The following is a 17,461-nucleotide window of genomic DNA, read 5'->3' on the forward strand; positions in this document are numbered from 1 at the left end:
CCTCTCCCATCTGCGGGCAGGGCAGCGCATGTGATGGCGCTGCGGGCGGGTCAGGTGTTCCGTCGGGCGGCCTTGTGCCGGTCGTGGGCGTTCAGGATCACCTTGCGGATGCGCACCGCCTCCGGGGTGACCTCCACGCACTCGTCCTCGCGGGCGAACTCCAGCGACTCCTCCAGGGTGAGGGTGCGCGAGGGGGTGAGGTTCTCGAACGACTCGGACGTGGCGGAGCGGATGTTGTTGAGCTTCTTCTCCTTGGTGATGTTCACGTCCATGTCGTCGCCCCGGGCGTTCTCGCCGACGATCATGCCCTCGTACACCTCCTCGGTGGGCTGGATGAAGAAGGTGCCGCGGTCCTGCAGGTTCAGCATCGCGAACGGGGTGGCCGCCCCGGGTCGGTCGGCCACCAGGGAACCGGTGGTGCGCAGCTCGATCGGCCCGGCCCACGGCTCGTACCCTTCGGCGATCGAGGCGGCGATGCCGGTACCGCGGGTCTCGGTGAGGAACCTGGTGCGGAAGCCGATCAGGCCGCGGGCGGGAACTACGAACTCCATCCGCACCCAGCCGGTGCCGTGGTTGGTCATCGTGGCCATCCGCCCCTTGCGGGCAGCGAGCAGCTGGGTCACAGCACCGAGGTATTCCTCGGGCACATCGATCGTCACCCGCTCGATCGGCTCGTGGGTGCGCCCATCGATCTCCCGGGTGACCACCTGCGGCTTGCCGACGGTCAGCTCGAAACCCTCTCGGCGCATCTGCTCCACCAGGATGGCCAACGCCAGCTCACCGCGGCCCTGCACCTCCCAGGCGTCCGGGCGGTCGGTGGGCAGCACCCGCAGGGAGACGTTACCGATCAGCTCGCGGTCCAGACGGTCCTTGACCTGCCGGGCGGTGACCTTGGCGCCCTTGACCTTCCCAGCCAGCGGGGCAGTGTTGATCCCGATGGTCATCGAGATCGCGGGGTCGTCCACGGTGATCAGCGGCAGCGGGCGGACGTCCTCGGGGTCGGTGAGGGTCTCACCGATGGTGATGTCCTCGATACCAGCCACGGCCACGATGTCCCCGGCGCTGGCCTCGGTGGCCGGAATGCGGTCTAACGCCTGGGTGCGCAGCAGCTCGCTGATCCGCACTGTGCGCACGGTGCCGTCGTGACGCACCCAGGCGACGCTCTGACCCTTGCGGATGGTGCCGTTGTGGATGCGCAGCAGCGCCAGGCGGCCCAGGAACGGGGAGGCGTCCAGGTTGGTGACCTGCGCCTGCAGCGGCGCCTCGGCGTCGTAGGAAGGGGCGGGGATGGTACCCAGGATGGTCTCGAACAGCGGCTCGAGGTCCTGCCCGTCCGGCAGGTCACCGTCGGCCGGCTGGGTGAGCGAGGCGCGGCCAGCCTTGGCGGAGGCGTACACCACCGGAACGTCCAGCACGGCGTCCAGGTCCAGGTCGCTGGCCTCCTCGGCCAGGTCCGCGGCCAGGGAGAGCAGCAGGTCCTGGGCCTCGGAGACCACCTCGGAGATGCGGGCGTCCGGGCGGTCCACCTTGTTCACCACCAGGATCACCGGCTTGGCGGCCGCCAGGGCCTTGCGGAGCACGAACCGGGTCTGCGGCAGCGGCCCCTCGGAAGCGTCCACCAGCAGCACCACACCGTCCACCATGGACAGCCCGCGCTCCACCTCGCCGCCGAAGTCGGCGTGCCCGGGGGTGTCGATCACGTTGATGGTCACGCCCTCGGGGTGGCCGGCGGCGACCGCGGCGGGGCCGGCGTAGGCCACCGCGGTGTTCTTCGCCAGGATGGTGATGCCCTTCTCCCGCTCCAGGTCGCCGGAGTCCATCGCCCGCTCGTCCACGTGCTCGTGGTCCCCGAACGCACCCGACTGCCACAGCATCGCGTCCACCAGGGTGGTCTTCCCGTGGTCGACGTGGGCGACGATGGCCACGTTGCGCAGGTCGGTGCGCAGCGCGGCGGGCAGGGTGGGCACGCTCATACGAGTTCTCTCTTCGTCCAGGGAGGGCGGCGCCACAGGTCGCACTCGACGCGCTGCGAGGCACAGGGCCGGCCAGGCAGCGGGAGACACGGGCGCCAAGGGGCAATCCTACCGCCGCGCGCGCCGTCGCGGGGAGAGCGCGGTCACAGCACGGTCCGTGTGCTTGGTCACCGCAGCAACGCCCCGGTCATCACGTCGGCACCCGGGTACTGCGGCAGCCGTGCTGGTCAGACGCCGGTGCCCGGGCCCCGCTGGGTGTCCATCCCAGCGAGCCGGTCGGTGCCGCCGTGCGTGGCGGCGTACTCCTCCTCGGCGGCGAGCTCCTCCGCGGCCGCGGCGAGCAGCTCGTCCCGGCGCTCCCGGCGGACCTTCTGCCGGGCCGGGTCGGGTACCGGCACGGCGGCGATCAACCGCTGCGTGTACGGGTCCTGCGGGTCGTCCACGATCTGCGCGGTGGGCCCGACCTCGACCAGCTTGCCGTGGTGCATCACCGCGATCCGGGTGGCGAGCATCTCCACCACTGCCAGGTCGTGGCTGATGAACAGGCAGGCGAACCCGTGCTCGCGCTGCAGCTCGGTGAACAGGTCCAGTACGTGCGCCTGCACGGATACGTCCAGGGCGGAGGTGGGCTCGTCGGCGACCAGGATCTTCGGCTCCAGGCTGAGCGCCCGCGCGATACCCACCCGCTGGCGCTGCCCTCCGGAGAGCTCGTGCGGGTACCGGTTCCGCATGGACCGGGACAGCTCCACCTGGTCCAGCAGCACGTCGATGCGCTTGGTCAGCTCCGCGCCCTTGATGCCGGTGTGCAGGTACAGGGGTTCGCCGATGGACTCCCCGATCGGCAGCCGCGGGTTCAGCGAGGAGCCTGGATCCTGGAACACGATGCCCACCTGCTTGCGCAGCGCGCGCAGCTCCTTGGGCTTGATGCCGACCATGTCCTGGCCGGCGATCGTCAGCGAGCCTTCCTTCACCGGCAGCAGCCCGACCACCGCGCGCCCGATCGTGGTCTTACCGGACCCGGACTCGCCGACCAGCCCGACCACCTCTCCGGCGCCGATGGTCAGGTCCACCTGGTCCACGGCCCGGAACGCGGGCACCCGCCCGTGCTTGGGGTACTCGATCACCATGTCCTTGGCGACCATCACCGGGGCACCGGCCAGGTCGGCGGCCTCTTCCCCCGCACCGGGGGTCGGTGCGACCCCCGGTGCGCGTTCACCCACCTGGACGGCGGACTTGCCGCCCAGGTGCGGCACCGCACCGAGCAGCTCGCGGGTGTAGGCGTGCTGGGGCCGGTTGAAGATGTCGTCCGCGGTGCCGTGCTCGACCACCTTGCCGCGGCGCATCACCACGATCGAGTCGGCCATGTCGGCGACCACACCCATGTCGTGGGTGATGAGGATGATGCCGGAGTCGATCCGGGAGCGCAGGTCGCGCATCAGCTTGAGGATCTCCGCCTGCACGGTCACGTCCAGGGCGGTGGTCGGTTCGTCGGCGATCAGCAGCTTCGGGTCGCACGCCAGCGACTGGGCGATCATGGCGCGCTGCCGCTGCCCGCCGGAGAGCTGGTGCGGGTAGGAGTTGAACCGCACCTGTGGGTTGGGCATCTCCACCAGCTCGAGCAGCTCGATCGCCCGCTCCTTGGCCCTGGTGGGGCCCATGTCGAAGTGCGTGCGCAGTGTCTCCACGATCTGGAAGCCGACCGGGTAGACCGGGTTCAGGGCTGTCATCGGCTCCTGGAAGATCACCGCGATCTCGTTGCCGCGGATGCGTCGCAGTGCCGGACCGGTCAGCCCGACCAGCTCGACCTCGCCCATCTTGGCGCTGCCGCGGGTGCGGCCGTTCGGCGGCAGCAGCCCGAGCAGGGACATCGAGGACTGGGACTTGCCGGACCCGGACTCGCCGACGATCGCGAGCACCTCACCGGGGTGCACGTCGTAGGAGATCTGGTCGGCGGCAGAGAACCACTCACCCTCGACGTAGAAGTCCACGCTCAGGTCGCGTACCTGCAGGATCGGTTCACCGCGACGCGACGTGGTGGAGGCAGTGTCCGTGGTGGTCGGCGTGCTCACGCGTCCTCACCGTTCCTTCCTACCGGGCCTGCTGCGTCCGCAGCGCAGCAGTTGTTTGGGAGCATAGGCCCATGGGTGAGACTCGCACGTTCCGCACGCCGATGGCACGGGTGCTGACGGTCGCGATCGCCGTGGTCGCCGCAGTGGCGCTGGGCTTCTTCGTCAGCCACAGCGGTGCGGGCGAGCTGTGGCGGTCCGGACCGACCGTGCTGTTCGTGGTCGTGGTCACCTGGGCGTTGTTCTGGCGTCCGCACGTGCAGGTGGCCGACAGCGGCATCACGGTGGCGAACATCTTCCGCACCGTGCACGTACCGTGGCCGGCGCTGCGCAGCGTGGACAGCAAGTGGTCGCTGACCGTGGTCGCCTCGGACGTCAAGGTCAGCGCCTGGGCGGTGCCGGCCAGCAGCGGGATGGCCGCCCGGACGCGCCGACCGGGGCGCGACGGTGCCGAACCGGGTCCGCTGCAGGGCACCGGTAACGCGGATGCCGCAGCACTGGCGATCGCCGAGCGTAGGGAGGCGCTCGCCGAGGCTGGTCACCTGGGTCGGCGCACAGTAGGCACCCTGCCCAGCACCACCACCTGGAACACGCGCGAGATCGCTGTGCTGGCCGGCTCGCTCGGGCTCGCCGTGGTCTCGCACCTGCTGGGCTGAGCCGTCGACGGCGGAGGCGTGCCGGGGGAAGCGATCCGTCACCTGCATGCCGGTCACGAGGTGGAGGCCCCGGTGCGCTGCTGGGCGATCCGGTCGGCGCGCTTCATCGCCCGGGCCGAAGGCAGCTTCTTCTGCCGTGGGTCGAACGCGTCCCGCAGCCCGTCGCCGATGAAGTTGACGCTGAGCACCACGGCGATGATGAACAGGCCGGGCCACCAGAACAGCCACGGTCGGGTGCTGAACGAGCTCTGGTACTCACTGATCATCGAACCGAGGGAGACGTTCGGGGAGTGGATGCCGAAGCCGAGGTAGCTCAGCGCGGTCTCCAGCAGGATCGCCGCACTCATCAACAGGGTGACGGCGACGATGATCACGCCCATCGCGTTGGGCAGGATGTGCTTGAAGATGATCCGCGAGTCGCTCGCACCGGCCACTCGGGCGGCGTCCACGAACTCTCGTTCCCGCAGGGAGAGGAAGTCACCGCGCACCAGCCGCGCCAGCGTGGTCCAGGAGATCAAGCCGAGGGCGAGGGCCAGCGGCAGTGCGCTCGCGCCACCGACCAGCTTGCCGAGCACGGCACCGATCACCAGCGTGGGCATGGTGATGAACAGGTCGGTCAGCCGCATCAGGCCGGTGTCCACCCAGCCCCGGTAGAAGCCGGAGAGGGCACCGATGATCACACCGATCACGGTGACCACGATGCCCACGACCACCATGATCATCAGCGAGGTCTGCACGCCCTTCATGGTGCGGGCGAAGATGTCCCGGCCCAGGGTGTCCTGACCGAACGGGTGGGAGCCGATCGCGAAGCCGGCATCGCCCCAGGGCATCGTCAGGGTCGGCGCACCGCCGGGGTTGACCAGTGCGGGGGTCTCGTACGGGTTCCACTGCCACCAGCCGCCGACGTACCAGCCGAAGACCGGGAACCCGATCGAGGACAGCGCGAGGATGGCGATCAGGATGAGCGCGACGAGGGCGGCCATGGCGCCCTTGTGGCCGAAGAAGCGTTCCCGGACGATCTGTCCCTGGGACTTGCCCTCGACAGCGTGCAGCTCGATGGCGTTCTCGGCCTCCCCGACCGGGGAGTCCTCAGGTGGTTGGGGAGTGTTCAGGTCGCTGGTCATGCTTCCACCCGGATTCGTGGGTCGAGGACGGCGTAGATGAGGTCGGCCACGATGTTCGCGACGATCGCCAGGAACGCCACGATGAGCAGGTAGGCCATCACCGGTTCGATGTCGTTGCCATCCAGATGTCGCAGGAACATCTGCCCCATCCCCGGTCTGCCGAAGATGTTCTCGGTGATGATCGCACCGCCGATCAGAGTGATGATGTCGATCGGCACGATGGTGGCCATCGGGATCAGGGAGTTGCGGAACCCGTGCCGCATGATCACCGTGCGCTCGGTGAGGCCCTTGGCTCGTGCGGTGCGGATGTAGTCCTGACCCATCACCTCCAGCATGCTGCCGCGTGCGTACCGGGTGTAGCCGGCGAAGGAGATCAGCATCAGCGAGATCGTCGGCAGGATGAGGTGGGTGTACTGGTCCAGGGTGACCACCCAGAAGTTTCCGCCCAGGTTCGGGGTGCGATCCCCGATGGTGGGGATCGGGCGACCGCCGATCGCGTTCGCGCTGGCGTACAGCGGCCAGACCTGCATCACCCGGTCGACGAAGATCAGCCCGGCCACGGGCACTGCGGTGAGTGCACCGGTGCGCACCGACTGCCGCCAGTCCGGTCCGCGGTAGAGCGCACCGATGACACCACCGACGACCGCAGCCACGATGCCGAGCCCGAGCACCACTGCCCAGTTCATCATCGGGGTGAGGTAGTAGAACGCCCACTGCATCGGTACGTAGAGCGCCACCCCCAGTGCGGCGACGGTCAGTGCGGTCAGCAACGAACGCCGGTTCTTCAGTCCGGTGGACAGCGTGGTGACGCCCAGGGCGATACCCAGGGACGTGACCGCCAGCAGCACCGGGCCGACGTTCGGTGTGCTCCACCAGTCGGTGAGCTGGATGTAGAGCAGCACCACGAACGTCACCCCAGCCGCGGCGCCGCCGTTGATCAGCCGGCTGCGCGGTGGGCCGCCGAGCGCCAACGACCAGAGCAGGCCGAAGAGCACGGCGATGCCGATCATCACCGGTAGGGCGATCACCGGGTCGGCGAGGAAGTCGTTGTACCCGATCGCCGCCCACTGCTTGAGCAGCACCGCCACCCAGAACGAGGGCAGCGAGTACAGCAGGAAGGAGATGAAGGTGATCAGGTAGTCGAAGGAGCTGTACTGGCGCAGCGCGGAGACGATGCCCACGCCGATGCCGAGCACGATCGCCAGCACCGTCGCTGCTGTGACCAGCTGCAGCGTGGAGACGATCGCGCTGGACAGGATCTCGGTAACCGGTCGGTTCGTCGTCCAGGCGGTGCCCAGGTCGCCGGTGACGAAGTGGCCCAACCAGACGAAATAGCGCTGGATGACGGGATCGTTCAGGTGCAGCTGCTCGATCCGCTGCTCGATCATCAGCTCCTTGTTCGGCGCTGTGCTGGTGCGCAGATCTTCCAGCGGGTCGATGGTCAGGTCGACCATCAGGTACATCAGCAGCGAGGAGACGAGCAGGATGCCCAGGCCGATCAGCACTCGGCGGACGAAAAATCTCAGCATAGGTGGGTTACCTCGTGGGGCCGGGTCGGCGGGCTCCGGACGTCAGCTCGGCGCAGCCGGCACCGCACCGGTCAGGGAAGGCGGGTGCAATCATCGCGCTCGTGGGGGGCGCCGAGCTCGGCGCCCCCCACGAGTGGTGGTCTCCTCGACGGAGCAGCTGCCTGGATCAGGCGTCTGCGGACTCGCCTCCTTCGTCATCGGTGAGGGTGGTGCTCCACTCCCAGAAGTTCCAGAAGATGGTCGGGTTGATCGTGATCGGATCGACACCCTGGAGCTCGGTGTTGTAACCGGTCACCGACGGGAACTGGAAGATGGTCACACCGAAGCCCTGCTCCACCAGGATCGACTCGACCTCGCTGAGGATCTCGATCTGGCGGTCTGGGTCGGTCTCCACCTGGAGCTCGTCGTACAGCTCGTCCACCCGGTCGCTGGAGAAGGCACCGAAGTTGTTACCGCCGCCGGTGCGGAAGTTCGCCGCCGACTCGGTCACCGCGGTGGACGTGGACTGCCAACCGAACATCGAGGCGTCGTAGATGCTGGGGTCGGACAGCTCCGAGCCCCAGTCGCCGCTGGACTTGTCATCGATCGTGAACAGGTCCTCCTGCTCCACGGAGTTCTGCACCAGCACCAGCGCGTCCTGACGGCGCACGTTGTCGGCAGCGGTGAGGAACCGCACCTCGATCGGGGTCTCCACACCGGCATCCTCGAGCAGCTGCTTGGCGCCCTCGACGTCGACCTCGAGCGGGTACATCTCCTCCATCCCGTTGGCCTCAGTCACCGGGCCGTAACCGGGCGAGTCGGGGATCTGGGTGTAGGAGTTGCGCACCTCAGCGTCCGGGTTCAGGGGGGTGATGATCCGCTCGACGATCTCCTGACGCGGGATGAGCTTGAGGAACGCCTGTCGCACGGCCAGGGCGGTGTCCTCGTCCCCGCCGTAGGTCGCCGGGTCGAACGGGCCGCCGTTGTCGAACATCAGGTCGATGTGCTCGTAGGTGCCCTCGATACCGGTGATGACGTCGAAGCCGTCACCGAGCTCCTCCAGCGCGGTCAGCGTGTCGGCGCTGGCCTGCGGCGAGATCAGGTCGAGCTCACCGTTGTCCAGGGCCTGCACCTGAGCCATCGGGTCCTCGTTGTACCGGATCGTCACCGTCTCGATCTGCGCAGCGTGGTCACCGGTGTAGTCCGGGTTGGCCTTCAGCGTGACGTACTGGTCCCGGACGAAGTCGGTGAGCAGGTAGGCGCCGTTGGACAGGTAGAGCGACTCGTCGTCGGGCAGGGTGTCGCCGAAGGCGAAGCCGGTGTTCCAGAAGTCCGAGATCGGGGCGAGCTTCTCGGCATCGTTGTTCTCGAAGGCATCGAGGAGCGCCTGGGTGGCCTCGGTCGGGTCCTCGATACCCAGCGCGTGCATCGCGACCACGTGCGCAGGCACGCCGACTCCGAGGTTGACCTCCCAGTCCGCGTACGGCTTGGTGTAGGTGAAGGTGACCGACTGGCCGTCCTCGGAGATCTCCGGGAACTCTTCGACCAGGCCCACGCTCGGGCTGGTGAAGTTGAAGAACACCGCGTTCGCGAGCTCGTCCTCGGGGATCGGGTCGCCGTTCTCGTCGATCGGGTTGCCCTCGTCGTCGAGATCGTACTCCTCGGTGTTGAAGTTGCCGCCCATGGCTCCCCAGTAGAGCACCAGGTCGGCTGCGGTCACCGGGGTGCCGTCAGACCACTGCTGGTCGTCGTTGATCGTGTACTTGACGGTCAGCGGGTCGTCGCTGAGCTTCTCGTAGCTACCGAACGAGCTGTCCTGCACCAGGTTCAGGTCGCCGTCGTAGTAGTTGAACCCGGAGTTCATCATGTAGTTGACGATCGAGTTCGCCGTGGCGTTACCGGTGGCGCTGTCCGTGTTGTACTCGTAGTACGACTGGTTCCAGCCAACCGTGACCGCCGTGCCCTGCTCGATACCGGCGTCGTTGTCTTCGGGTGCCGGCGTCTGGCACGCGCTCAGCACGAGCGCGCCCGCTGCAACCGTTGCAGCGGCGGCGGAAATTCGCCTGATCTTCAATGTTCCTCCTAGAGATGGCGTCGGTGCCCGGCCCCGGAATTCTCCGGGATGGCCTGGTGGGCCTGCCGAGCGATGCGTCCGCCATGGACACCGGAACTGTACACACGCCCCGTTGCTGTTGGACCCGCCAATCGCGATGTTGTAGCCGCATCGTTACCTAAGAGTGACCCCGATGTCTACTGTCCGCTCTTTCGAGCACCCCGCCGTGGCGTTCACAAGGGATTCTTGGTCAGCTGACCGATGCGGCGAATCCGCCTGAGTCCGGCTTCGTCCCACCCTGCGGACGGTGGAGCGAACCCGTTCTCCCTGCTCAGGTGGACAACTTACAGTTGATCTCATTTTGTGAGATAACTGTCTAAGAGGGCGAGACGCAAAGTAAGTGGCGTCATCGATCCGGCGAATTCATCGGTGCCTGAGCGCTTATCCGGAAGTGAAACGACACCGCTATTTCAGATCGCTGGCAGCCGGCCGGACACGATCGGCACGACCCGTCACCCAGGGGAGCGGAGCTGGCCGCGCCGCGTGGTCCCGGTCACTGCCCCGAAGGGCTAGGACCGATATCTTGATGTCGAGCAAACGAGACAGCCGAGACGAACGGGAACAACCTGCGCAATGTCCACCATCATCTACACCCACACTGACGAGGCGCCGATGCTGGCGACGCACTCGCTGCTGCCGGTGATCCAGAGCTATGCGGCCAGCGCGGAGGTGCAGGTGACCACCCGGGACATCTCCCTGGCCGGGCGGATCATCGCAGCCTTCAGCGACCTGCTGCCGGCTGAGCAGCGCACCGGGGACGCACTGGCCGAGCTCGGTGAGCTGGCCACCACGCCCGAGGCGAACATCATCAAGCTGCCGAACATCTCCGCGTCCGTACCGCAGCTGAAGGCCGCCGTCGCCGAGCTGCAGGCGCAGGGGTACGCGCTCCCCGACTACCCGGAGGAGCCGGCCACACCCGAGGAGAAGGACGTGCGGGCGCGCTACGACTCGGTGAAGGGCAGTGCGGTCAACCCGGTGCTGCGCGAGGGCAACTCCGACCGCCGCGCCCCCCAGGCGGTGAAGGCCTACGCCCGCAGCCACCCGCACCGGATGGGCCAGTGGAGTGCAGACTCGAAGACCAACGTAGCCACCATGGGAGCCGACGACTTCCGCAGCAACGAGCAGTCCGTCGTCGTGCCGGAGGCGGACACGCTGACCATCCGGTTCGTGGCCGCGGACGGGACGAGCACAGTGCTCAAGGAGAACGTCCCGGTGCTGGCCGGGGAGGTCGTGGACGCGACAGTGATGCGGGCGGCAGCGTTGGACGAGTTCCTCGCGGCCCAGGTCCAGCGCGCCAAGGACGAGGGCGTGCTGTTCTCCGTGCACCTGAAGGCCACCATGATGAAGGTCTCCGACCCGATCATCTTCGGCCGGGTGGTGCGCGCGTTCTTCCCCGAGCTGTTCGCCACCTACGGGCAGGAGCTCGCCGCCGCAGGCCTGGGCCCGGAGCACGGCCTGGCCGCGATCCTGGACGGACTGGACACGCTGGCGCCCGACGTGGCTGCCGGGGTGAAGTCTCTGATCGACAAGGGTCTGGCCGAAGGGCCGGCGCTGGCGATGGTGAACTCGCACAAGGGCATCACCAACCTGCACGTGCCCAGCGACGTGATCATCGACGCCTCGATGCCGGCGATGATCCGCACCTCCGGGCACATGTGGAACGCCGACGACCAGGAGCAGGACACTCTCGCGGTGATCCCGGACTCCAGCTACGCCGGCGTCTACCAGGCAGTGATCGAGGACTGCCGCGCCAACGGTGCCTTCGACCCGACCACGATGGGCTCCGTGCCGAACGTGGGTCTGATGGCACAGAAGGCCGAGGAGTACGGCAGCCACGACAAGACCTTCGAGATCACCGGCACGGGCACCGTGGAGGTGGTCAGCGGTTCTGGTGAGGTGCTGATGAGCCACCCGGTCTCGGCCGGGGACATCTGGCGCGCCTGCCAGACGAAGGACACCCCGATCCGGGACTGGGTGAAGCTGGCCGTGACCCGTGCCCGGGCCACGGGCAGCCCGGCAGTGTTCTGGCTGGACGAGACCCGTGCGCACGACCGGAACCTGATCGCCAAGGTGAAGGAGTACCTGCCCGAGCACGACACGGAAGGTCTGCAGATCGAGATCATGTCTCCGGCCGAGGCGACGGCCTTCTCCCTGGAACGGATCCGCCGTGGGGAGGACACCATCTCGGTGACCGGGAACGTGCTGCGGGACTACCTGACCGACCTGTTCCCGATCCTGGAGCTGGGCACCAGCGCCAAGATGCTGTCCGTGGTGCCGCTGCTCGGCGGCGGCGGACTGTTCGAGACCGGCGCAGGCGGCAGCGCCCCCAAGCACGTGCAGCAGCTGGTGGAGGAGAACCACCTGCGCTGGGACAGCCTGGGCGAGTTCCTCGCACTGGCGGAGAGCTTCCAGCACCTGGCCACCAGCACCGGCAACACCCGGGCGCAGGTGCTGGCCGACACCTTGAGTGCAGCCACTGCCACGTTCCTGAACGAGAACAAGTCCCCGAGCCGCAAGGCCGGGGAGATCGACAACCGCGGCAGCCACTTCTACCTGGCGCTGTACTGGGCCCGGGAGCTGGCGAACCAGTCCGCGGACGCCGACCTGGCCACCCGGTTCGCCCCGCTGGCCACAGCGCTGGCGGAGAACGAGGAGACGATCACTGCCGAGCTGCTCGCTGTGCAGGGTTCTCCGGCGGACATCGGCGGCTACTACCGCCCCGACGAGGCGAAGGTCAGCGCCGTGATGCGCCCGTCGGCCACCTTGAACAAGGTCCTCGCCACCCTGGGCTGAGCCGCCACCGCAACCACCTGGACGAAGAAGCTCGTCTGAGACGAAATTGCTCGTCGATCTGGTCACGATTCGCGGCCAGATCGACGAGCATTTTCACTTCCAGGGCTCAGGTGGGGCGGCCGGCGGCCCGCTCGGCGGCGCGCTGCACCCGGTCGTAGTACTCGGCCCACCAGGCGGCATCCCGGCTGGGCAGGTTGCTGTTCCGCTCGGCCAGGCCAGCGGCGGAGTCGATCAGCTCGCGGACGATGTCGGCATGTCCGGCGTGCCGGGCCACCTCGCTGACCACGTGCACCAGCACCCGCCCGAGAGTCACCTGCTGCCCCTCCGCGCCCCACCAGGACACATACCCAGGGGCATCCAGGTCGAGCGCGGCGATGGTCTGCCTGCCGTGCGCCCGCACCCGGGCGAAGAAGTCCAGGATCGATGCGGTGGACTCCTCGGCGGTGGCCCACATGTCCACGTTGTCCGGCTGCTCCTGCGCCACGAGCCAGGCCGGCGGGTCCGGGAACGGGCGGTCGAACACCAGCCCGAAGTACTCCGCCTCCACTGCCGCCACGTGCTTGACCAGGCCGAGCAGGTTGGTGCCGGTCGGCGTCAGCGGTCGGCGCAGGTCGTACTCCCCGAGGCCGTCGAGCTTCCAGAGCAGGGCGTCGTGCAGCTCGTCCAGATACCGGGTGAGGGTCTCCTTGAGGTCATCCATCCCGGAACAGTACTCCCGGACCCGGACCTCCCGTCAGGCCAGTCACGGCAGCACCCAGCGAGCCAGCAGTGCGGCGCTCTCGTCGATGGGCACGCGGCCGGTAGCAACGCCGATCACCAGCTCGTAGGCCTCATCCTCCGGGGCCCGAAGATTCCAGCCGTTGAGCCCGCAGAAGACGAACACCGACAGCCAGCCGAGCCGCTTGTTGCCATCCACGAGCGGGTGGTTCCTGGTGATGGACTCCAGCAGTGCCGCGGCCTTCTGGTGCACCGACGGATACGCCTCGCGGCCCCAGAATACGGCGGTCGGTCGATGCGCGGCCGCATCCAGCAGGCCGACGTCGCGCACCACGCACACGCCGAGGTCTTCGGCCAGAGCCAGCAGGTCCTCGACGGTGAGGTGGATGGCCGGCTCCGGGATGTTCACTGTGACAGGCGGTGCAGCAGGGCCGCATACCGATCCCGGCCCTCACCGGACAGTGCCTGGACCCGGTCCCGATGGCCCGAGCGCAGTGCCGCGTCCTCGATCGCCCGGACGGCGGCCTCGTGCTTGCTCACCCGGTGCGCGGCGGCGAGGGCGGCCAGCGCCTCGTCCTGCTCCGGTGTCAATCGCAAGGTCATCGCCATGGTCACGATGGTATCACTGTGGTATCAGCCGAGGAGGTCCCGGGCATGCAGAGTCAGTCGGTGCGGCGGGCGTGGAACAGCCAAGCACGCCCCGGCGCATATGCGGTGTCACCCACCTCGACCACCTCGAACCCGCACCGGACCAGCGAGGCCTCGATCTGCTCCCGGGAGCGGAACCGCAGCGTGGAGACCGAGGGGATCGTCACGTCCTCGTCCACCAGGCGCACCACCCCGCGGAAGGTGACCAGCTCCCCGCGCACGTCCAGCAGCTCGTTCCAGGTCTCCACCCGGCCGGTACCCGGCACATCCACCGAGGAGAACGTGTGCTCCTTGTTCCACCGCTCCCAGGCCCGCACCTCCGGGATCCGGGTCTCGAACACCAGGTGGCCACCGGGTCGAAGGGCCCGGCGGATGCCGGTGAGGGTGGCCTCCCAGGAGGCGTCGGTGGTGAACACCTGGGCGACGTTGGCGGTCATCGTGGCCAGGTCCACCTGCATCGGCGGCAGCGTGGTGGCATCCCCCACCAGCCAGGTGACCGCCTCGGCGCCAGGCTTGCCACGGGCCACGTCCACCGAGGCGGCCGCCGGGTCCACACCGGTGACCTGCAACCCGCGGCCGGCCAGCAGGCAGGGATAAGTGCCGGTGCCGCAACCGACGTCCAGCACACTGCTGACACCCAGCTCCGCGGCGATGGCGGCGTACTCATCCAGGTCGGAGCGGTCCGGGTCGAGCGGGTCGTACAGCGCGGCCAGCCGGGGGTCGCTGAACCCGCCGTCGGCGAAGGAGTCGGCCTCCGGCAGGGCGGCGACCGCCTCCACCTCCACGAGCTGGCCGGGGTAGCCGAGCACGGTCACGCCGAGCAGCGTGGAAGGCACGTCGTGGTCGCCGAAGGCGGCCCGGACCACGTCCCACACGGCAACCAGGTCGCCCCTGTCGCGCGAGGCGACCAGTACGCGAGTGAACGCGACGTCGCGAAGGCTCGCTCCGCCGTCGGCCAGGGCCTGGGTGAGGTTGCGCACGACGGCGTGGGCCTGGGCCTCGTAGTCGCCCTCGCCTACCGTTCGTCCCGACTCGTCCAGCGGGCAGGCGCCGGCCAGGAAGAGCAGCCGGTCGCCGGCGCCGGTGGCGGCGGCGTAGGCGTAGTCGGTGGGTGCGAGGGTGGCGGAACGGACCAGGCTGATCGGCATGGTGGGGACCGTAGCGAGGCCGTGCGGTCCGGGACAGTGATTATCGGCCCGCCACGGGATGGCCGGTGCTGGTCAGGGCACGTGGTGGCCGGCGGCCCGGGCGAGCTCGTACCACTCCGGGCGGGTCAGCGGTAGGTCGGAGCCCTCCGCTGCGGCGCGCACCCGGGCCGGGGTGGTGGTGCCGAGCACCACCTGCATCTGGGCCGGGTGCCGGGTGATCCATGCGGTCGCGATCGCCTCCGGCGCCACCCCGTATCCGGCGGCCAGGCGGTCGATCACCGCGTTCAGCTCCGGATAGTCCGGCGAGCCGAGGAACACTCCCCTGCCCTGGCCCGCCTGGAACGGGGACCAGGCCTGCACGGTGATCTGGTGCAACCGGCAGTAGTCCAGCACGCCGCCGTCGCGCTGGAGGGACTGGTCCAGACCGGTCATGTTCGCGGCCAGCCCCTGGGCGACCATCGGCGCGTGCGGCAAGGACAGCTGCAGCTGGTTGACCACCAGCGGCTGGTCCAGGCTGGCCCGGAGCAGCTCGATCTGGGCCGGGGTGTGGTTGGAGACGCCGAAGTAGCGCACCTTCCCGGCGGCAGCGAGCTCGTCGAAGGCGCGGGCCACCTCGTCGGGCTCCACCAGCGCGTCCGGACGGTGCAGCAGCAGGAGGTCCAGGTAGTCGGTGCCCAGTGCCGCCAGTGACCCGTGCACCGAGTCGACGATGTGGGCGGAGGAGAAGTCGAAGTACGGCCCGTCGGGCACGATGCCGCACTTGGACTGGATGGTGACCTGCTCCCGCTCGGCCGAGGACAGCCGCAGCGCCTCGCCGAACCGGCGCTCGCAGGCGTGCGGGGCGCCACCGTAGATGTCTGCGTGGTCGAAGAAGTCGATGCCGACCTCCCGCGCGGCAGCGACCAGCTCGCGGATCTGCTCGTCGCTGCGCTGGGCGATGCGCATCAGCCCGAGCACCACGTTCGGGGCAGTGATGGTGGTCCCGGGCAGGGTGCGTGCCCTCATCGCAGCAACCAGCGCGGCACCGTCTCGGTGTAGGTGCGGTAGGCCTTGCCAAACTTCTCCGCGAGCGCGGCCTCCTCCGCGGGCACCTGGTAGCGGTCGATCACCACCAGGAACACACCGGCCGGCAGCAGGGCGCGCTTGGAGCCCAGCCACAGGGCGTGGGCCACGAGCAGGCCGGTCAGGCCCAGGTAGAGCGGGTTGCGGGTGCGGGCGAACACGCCGGAGGTCACCAGTGCCGAGGCGTGGCCGGGGGTGCGGGCGTCCAGGCTGGTGCCCGCCTCGGTCAGCTCGCTGGCGCCGGCGGCCAGCAGCGCCACCGAGGCGCCGGCCACGCCGACACTGAGCACCTTGCGACCACCTGAGCATCGGCAGCCACGGCGGCGGGAACGGTCCGGCCGGCGGGGACCGGCCGCGCCCGGGTGGCGGCGCCCGCTCTCCTCGTCCCGGGACCGCTTCCTGCGGCGACTGAGCATCCGCTGGCCGGTGGCGGCGAGGCCGAACAGCACCGGTGGGATCGGAACCATACCGGTCGGTGCCTCGGCGTCGGGAGAAGATGTGGTCATACGATCAGCGCTCCAGTGTCGGGACCTCCATCATCGACCGCCAGCGGCATCGGCGCCACCGGCTAGGTCCGCCCCGGAGCCCGGCCGGCGCAGCACTGTGGTGTACAGGTGCCGCAGCATGGCGACGAACACCAGCAACCAGACCGCCATCGCCAGCCACAGCTCGGCCCGGCCGATCCAGCCGACGATCGGCAACATGTCCGCTCGACCCAGGTAGATGCCAGCCACCGCGTACATACCCAGCGGGAAGACCATCGACCACAGTGTGGCCTCGTACCGCAACGGGATGCGGTGCCGCCAGTGCCGCCACAGTCCCACCCCGAACAGCACCGGCACCAGCCAGGTGGCGAAGCTCCAGAACACCACCGCCAGGCCCGCCACCAGCCCCCGGGTGGCGTCGACCATCGGCGCTGCGGCCATCTCCACGATCCGGGCACCGGCGAGCACGGTGATGGCGCACGCCCCCATGGACACCCAGTACGGCGGGTTCAGGTCGACCGGCTTCAGCTCGTACAGCATCATCCGCAACGCCACCATCACCCCGGCAGCGGCGTACAGGAACACCCCGACCGACCAGCTGAGCACGGCCACGATCGCCAGCGCCCCGCGCATGCTCTCCCCGGTGGGCTCGAGCGTGGCGGCGGCCACGGCCACCGACTGGCTGGCCACCACCCAGATGAACCAGGTGCCGTTGGCGTACTTGACCACCGGCCGTTCGGTCTTGGACAGCACAGCGGTCCACGGCACCACGTAGCCGAGCACGAACCAGGCCAGCAGCGTCAGGGCGAGGAACACGGCGGTGATGGTGTGGTAGCCGGACATGAACAGCCGCACCCCGAGCACGTTGGTGCCGGCCACATAGGTGAAGAACCCGAAGGCGCGGGCCGGGTCGAGGAAGTCCTCGGCGATCCGGTCCCGGTGGCGCAGCAGCCGTAGCCCGGTGAGCGCCAGCAGCAGCACGAACACCACCGCGCAGAGCACGAGCAGCACCGTGGAGAGCACGGTGACGCCCTCCAGCTCCGCACCGATGGACAGGATGCCGGTGGCCATCACCAGGGCGAAGTACCCGGGGGTCAGGCCCGCGACAGCGTTGTCGGCACGGGCGGTCACGGTACTGCTCACCTGGCCGATGGTAGCGGCGGCGCGG

14 protein-coding genes are annotated in these 17,461 nt (G+C 68.8%); 2 read left to right on the forward strand and 12 right to left on the reverse strand.

Features of this window, described 5'->3' with window-relative positions; translation table 11 throughout:
* Positions 1-50: 50 nt before the first annotated feature.
* The gene (gene typA, locus K338_RS0112235) at positions 51-1,973 is read right to left on the reverse strand and encodes a translational GTPase TypA (protein ID WP_022918460.1); all 1,923 of its coding nucleotides are present in this window, start codon (positions 1,971-1,973) and stop codon (positions 51-53) included.
* A gap of 227 nt (positions 1,974-2,200) precedes the next feature.
* Entirely contained in the window at positions 2,201-4,042 is a 1,842-nt protein-coding gene (locus tag K338_RS22400) for an ABC transporter ATP-binding protein (protein WP_022918461.1), read from the reverse strand.
* Between the two features lie 71 nt (positions 4,043-4,113).
* Here K338_RS22400 and K338_RS24540 point away from each other — a divergent pair, with 71 nt between their 5' ends.
* Positions 4,114-4,695 (forward strand): PH domain-containing protein, encoded by a 582-nt coding sequence (locus K338_RS24540; RefSeq protein WP_022918462.1) that lies wholly within the window; start codon positions 4,114-4,116, stop codon positions 4,693-4,695.
* A 53-nt stretch (positions 4,696-4,748) separates the two neighbouring features.
* On the opposite strand, the gene K338_RS0112250 is transcribed toward K338_RS24540, so the two are convergent.
* The 3 genes from K338_RS0112250 to K338_RS0112260 all read right to left on the reverse strand — a co-directional run bounded on the left by K338_RS0112250 (position 4,749) and on the right by K338_RS0112260 (position 9,401).
* Positions 4,749-5,819, reverse strand: coding sequence for an ABC transporter permease (locus tag K338_RS0112250; RefSeq protein WP_022918463.1), 1,071 nt, complete (start codon positions 5,817-5,819; stop codon positions 4,749-4,751).
* Positions 5,816-7,348 carry an ABC transporter permease gene (locus tag K338_RS0112255; RefSeq protein WP_022918464.1) on the reverse strand — a complete coding sequence of 511 codons (1,533 nt, stop codon included), beginning with the start codon at positions 7,346-7,348 and terminating at the stop codon, positions 5,816-5,818. The genes K338_RS0112250 and K338_RS0112255 overlap by 4 nt, the downstream gene beginning before the upstream one ends.
* Before the next feature lie 166 nt (positions 7,349-7,514).
* On the reverse strand, positions 7,515-9,401 hold the full coding sequence (locus K338_RS0112260) for an ABC transporter family substrate-binding protein (protein WP_022918465.1): 1,887 nt from the start codon (positions 9,399-9,401) through the stop codon (positions 7,515-7,517).
* Positions 9,402-10,013: 612 nt separating this feature from the next.
* Here K338_RS0112260 and K338_RS0112265 point away from each other — a divergent pair.
* The gene (locus K338_RS0112265; protein WP_022918466.1) at positions 10,014-12,233 is read left to right on the forward strand and encodes an NADP-dependent isocitrate dehydrogenase; all 2,220 of its coding nucleotides are present in this window, start codon (positions 10,014-10,016) and stop codon (positions 12,231-12,233) included.
* A gap of 106 nt (positions 12,234-12,339) precedes the next feature.
* Here the strand turns inward: K338_RS0112265 and K338_RS0112270 are convergent, their stop codons facing one another.
* The 7 genes from K338_RS0112270 to K338_RS0112300 all read right to left on the reverse strand — a co-directional run bounded on the left by K338_RS0112270 (position 12,340) and on the right by K338_RS0112300 (position 17,436).
* Entirely contained in the window at positions 12,340-12,933 is a 594-nt protein-coding gene (locus K338_RS0112270) for a DinB family protein (protein WP_022918467.1), read from the reverse strand.
* 42 nt (positions 12,934-12,975) lie between these two features.
* Positions 12,976-13,359 carry a type II toxin-antitoxin system death-on-curing family toxin gene (locus tag K338_RS0112275; RefSeq protein WP_027286776.1) on the reverse strand — a complete coding sequence of 128 codons (384 nt, stop codon included), beginning with the start codon at positions 13,357-13,359 and terminating at the stop codon, positions 12,976-12,978.
* Positions 13,356-13,553 carry a CopG family transcriptional regulator gene (locus tag K338_RS0112280; RefSeq protein WP_245542958.1) on the reverse strand — a complete coding sequence of 66 codons (198 nt, stop codon included), beginning with the start codon at positions 13,551-13,553 and terminating at the stop codon, positions 13,356-13,358. Before K338_RS0112280 ends, K338_RS0112275 begins: the two co-directional genes overlap by 4 nt.
* A gap of 59 nt (positions 13,554-13,612) precedes the next feature.
* Entirely contained in the window at positions 13,613-14,746 is a 1,134-nt protein-coding gene (locus K338_RS0112285; protein ID WP_022918469.1) for a methyltransferase domain-containing protein, read from the reverse strand.
* Positions 14,747-14,818: 72 nt separating this feature from the next.
* Complete coding sequence (locus tag K338_RS0112290; RefSeq protein WP_027286778.1) at positions 14,819-15,751, reverse strand: aldo/keto reductase; 933 nt, start codon at positions 15,749-15,751, stop codon at positions 14,819-14,821.
* On the reverse strand, positions 15,748-16,314 hold the full coding sequence (locus tag K338_RS24545) for a methyltransferase family protein (protein WP_051154803.1): 567 nt from the start codon (positions 16,312-16,314) through the stop codon (positions 15,748-15,750). The genes K338_RS0112290 and K338_RS24545 overlap by 4 nt, the downstream gene beginning before the upstream one ends.
* A 30-nt stretch (positions 16,315-16,344) precedes the next feature.
* A complete protein-coding gene (locus tag K338_RS0112300) occupies positions 16,345-17,436 on the reverse strand; it encodes a tellurite resistance/C4-dicarboxylate transporter family protein (RefSeq protein ID WP_245542959.1) in 1,092 nt (363 codons plus the stop codon).
* Positions 17,437-17,461: the final 25 nt, after the last annotated feature.

This window comes from Ruania albidiflava DSM 18029, from assembly GCF_000421225.1.
Taxonomy (GTDB): domain Bacteria; phylum Actinomycetota; class Actinomycetes; order Actinomycetales; family Beutenbergiaceae; genus Ruania; species Ruania albidiflava.

Bases quoted from the DNA above. Each gene is read 5' to 3' on its own strand.
- typA (WP_022918460.1), bottom strand. From the start codon at position 1,973: ATGAGCGTGCCCACCCTGCCCGCCGCGCTGCGCACCGACCTGCGCAAC.
- K338_RS24540 (WP_022918462.1), top strand. From the start codon at position 4,114: ATGGGTGAGACTCGCACGTTCCGCACGCCGATGGCACGGGTGCTGACG.
- K338_RS0112250 (WP_022918463.1), bottom strand. From the start codon at position 5,819: ATGACCAGCGACCTGAACACTCCCCAACCACCTGAGGACTCCCCGGTC.
- K338_RS0112255 (WP_022918464.1), bottom strand. From the start codon at position 7,348: ATGCTGAGATTTTTCGTCCGCCGAGTGCTGATCGGCCTGGGCATCCTG.
- K338_RS0112265 (WP_022918466.1), top strand. From the start codon at position 10,014: ATGTCCACCATCATCTACACCCACACTGACGAGGCGCCGATGCTGGCG.
- K338_RS0112270 (WP_022918467.1), bottom strand. From the start codon at position 12,933: ATGGATGACCTCAAGGAGACCCTCACCCGGTATCTGGACGAGCTGCAC.
- K338_RS0112280 (WP_245542958.1), bottom strand. From the start codon at position 13,553: ATGACCTTGCGATTGACACCGGAGCAGGACGAGGCGCTGGCCGCCCTC.
- K338_RS0112285 (WP_022918469.1), bottom strand. From the start codon at position 14,746: ATGCCGATCAGCCTGGTCCGTTCCGCCACCCTCGCACCCACCGACTAC.
- K338_RS0112290 (WP_027286778.1), bottom strand. From the start codon at position 15,751: ATGAGGGCACGCACCCTGCCCGGGACCACCATCACTGCCCCGAACGTG.
- K338_RS24545 (WP_051154803.1), bottom strand. From the start codon at position 16,314: ATGACCACATCTTCTCCCGACGCCGAGGCACCGACCGGTATGGTTCCG.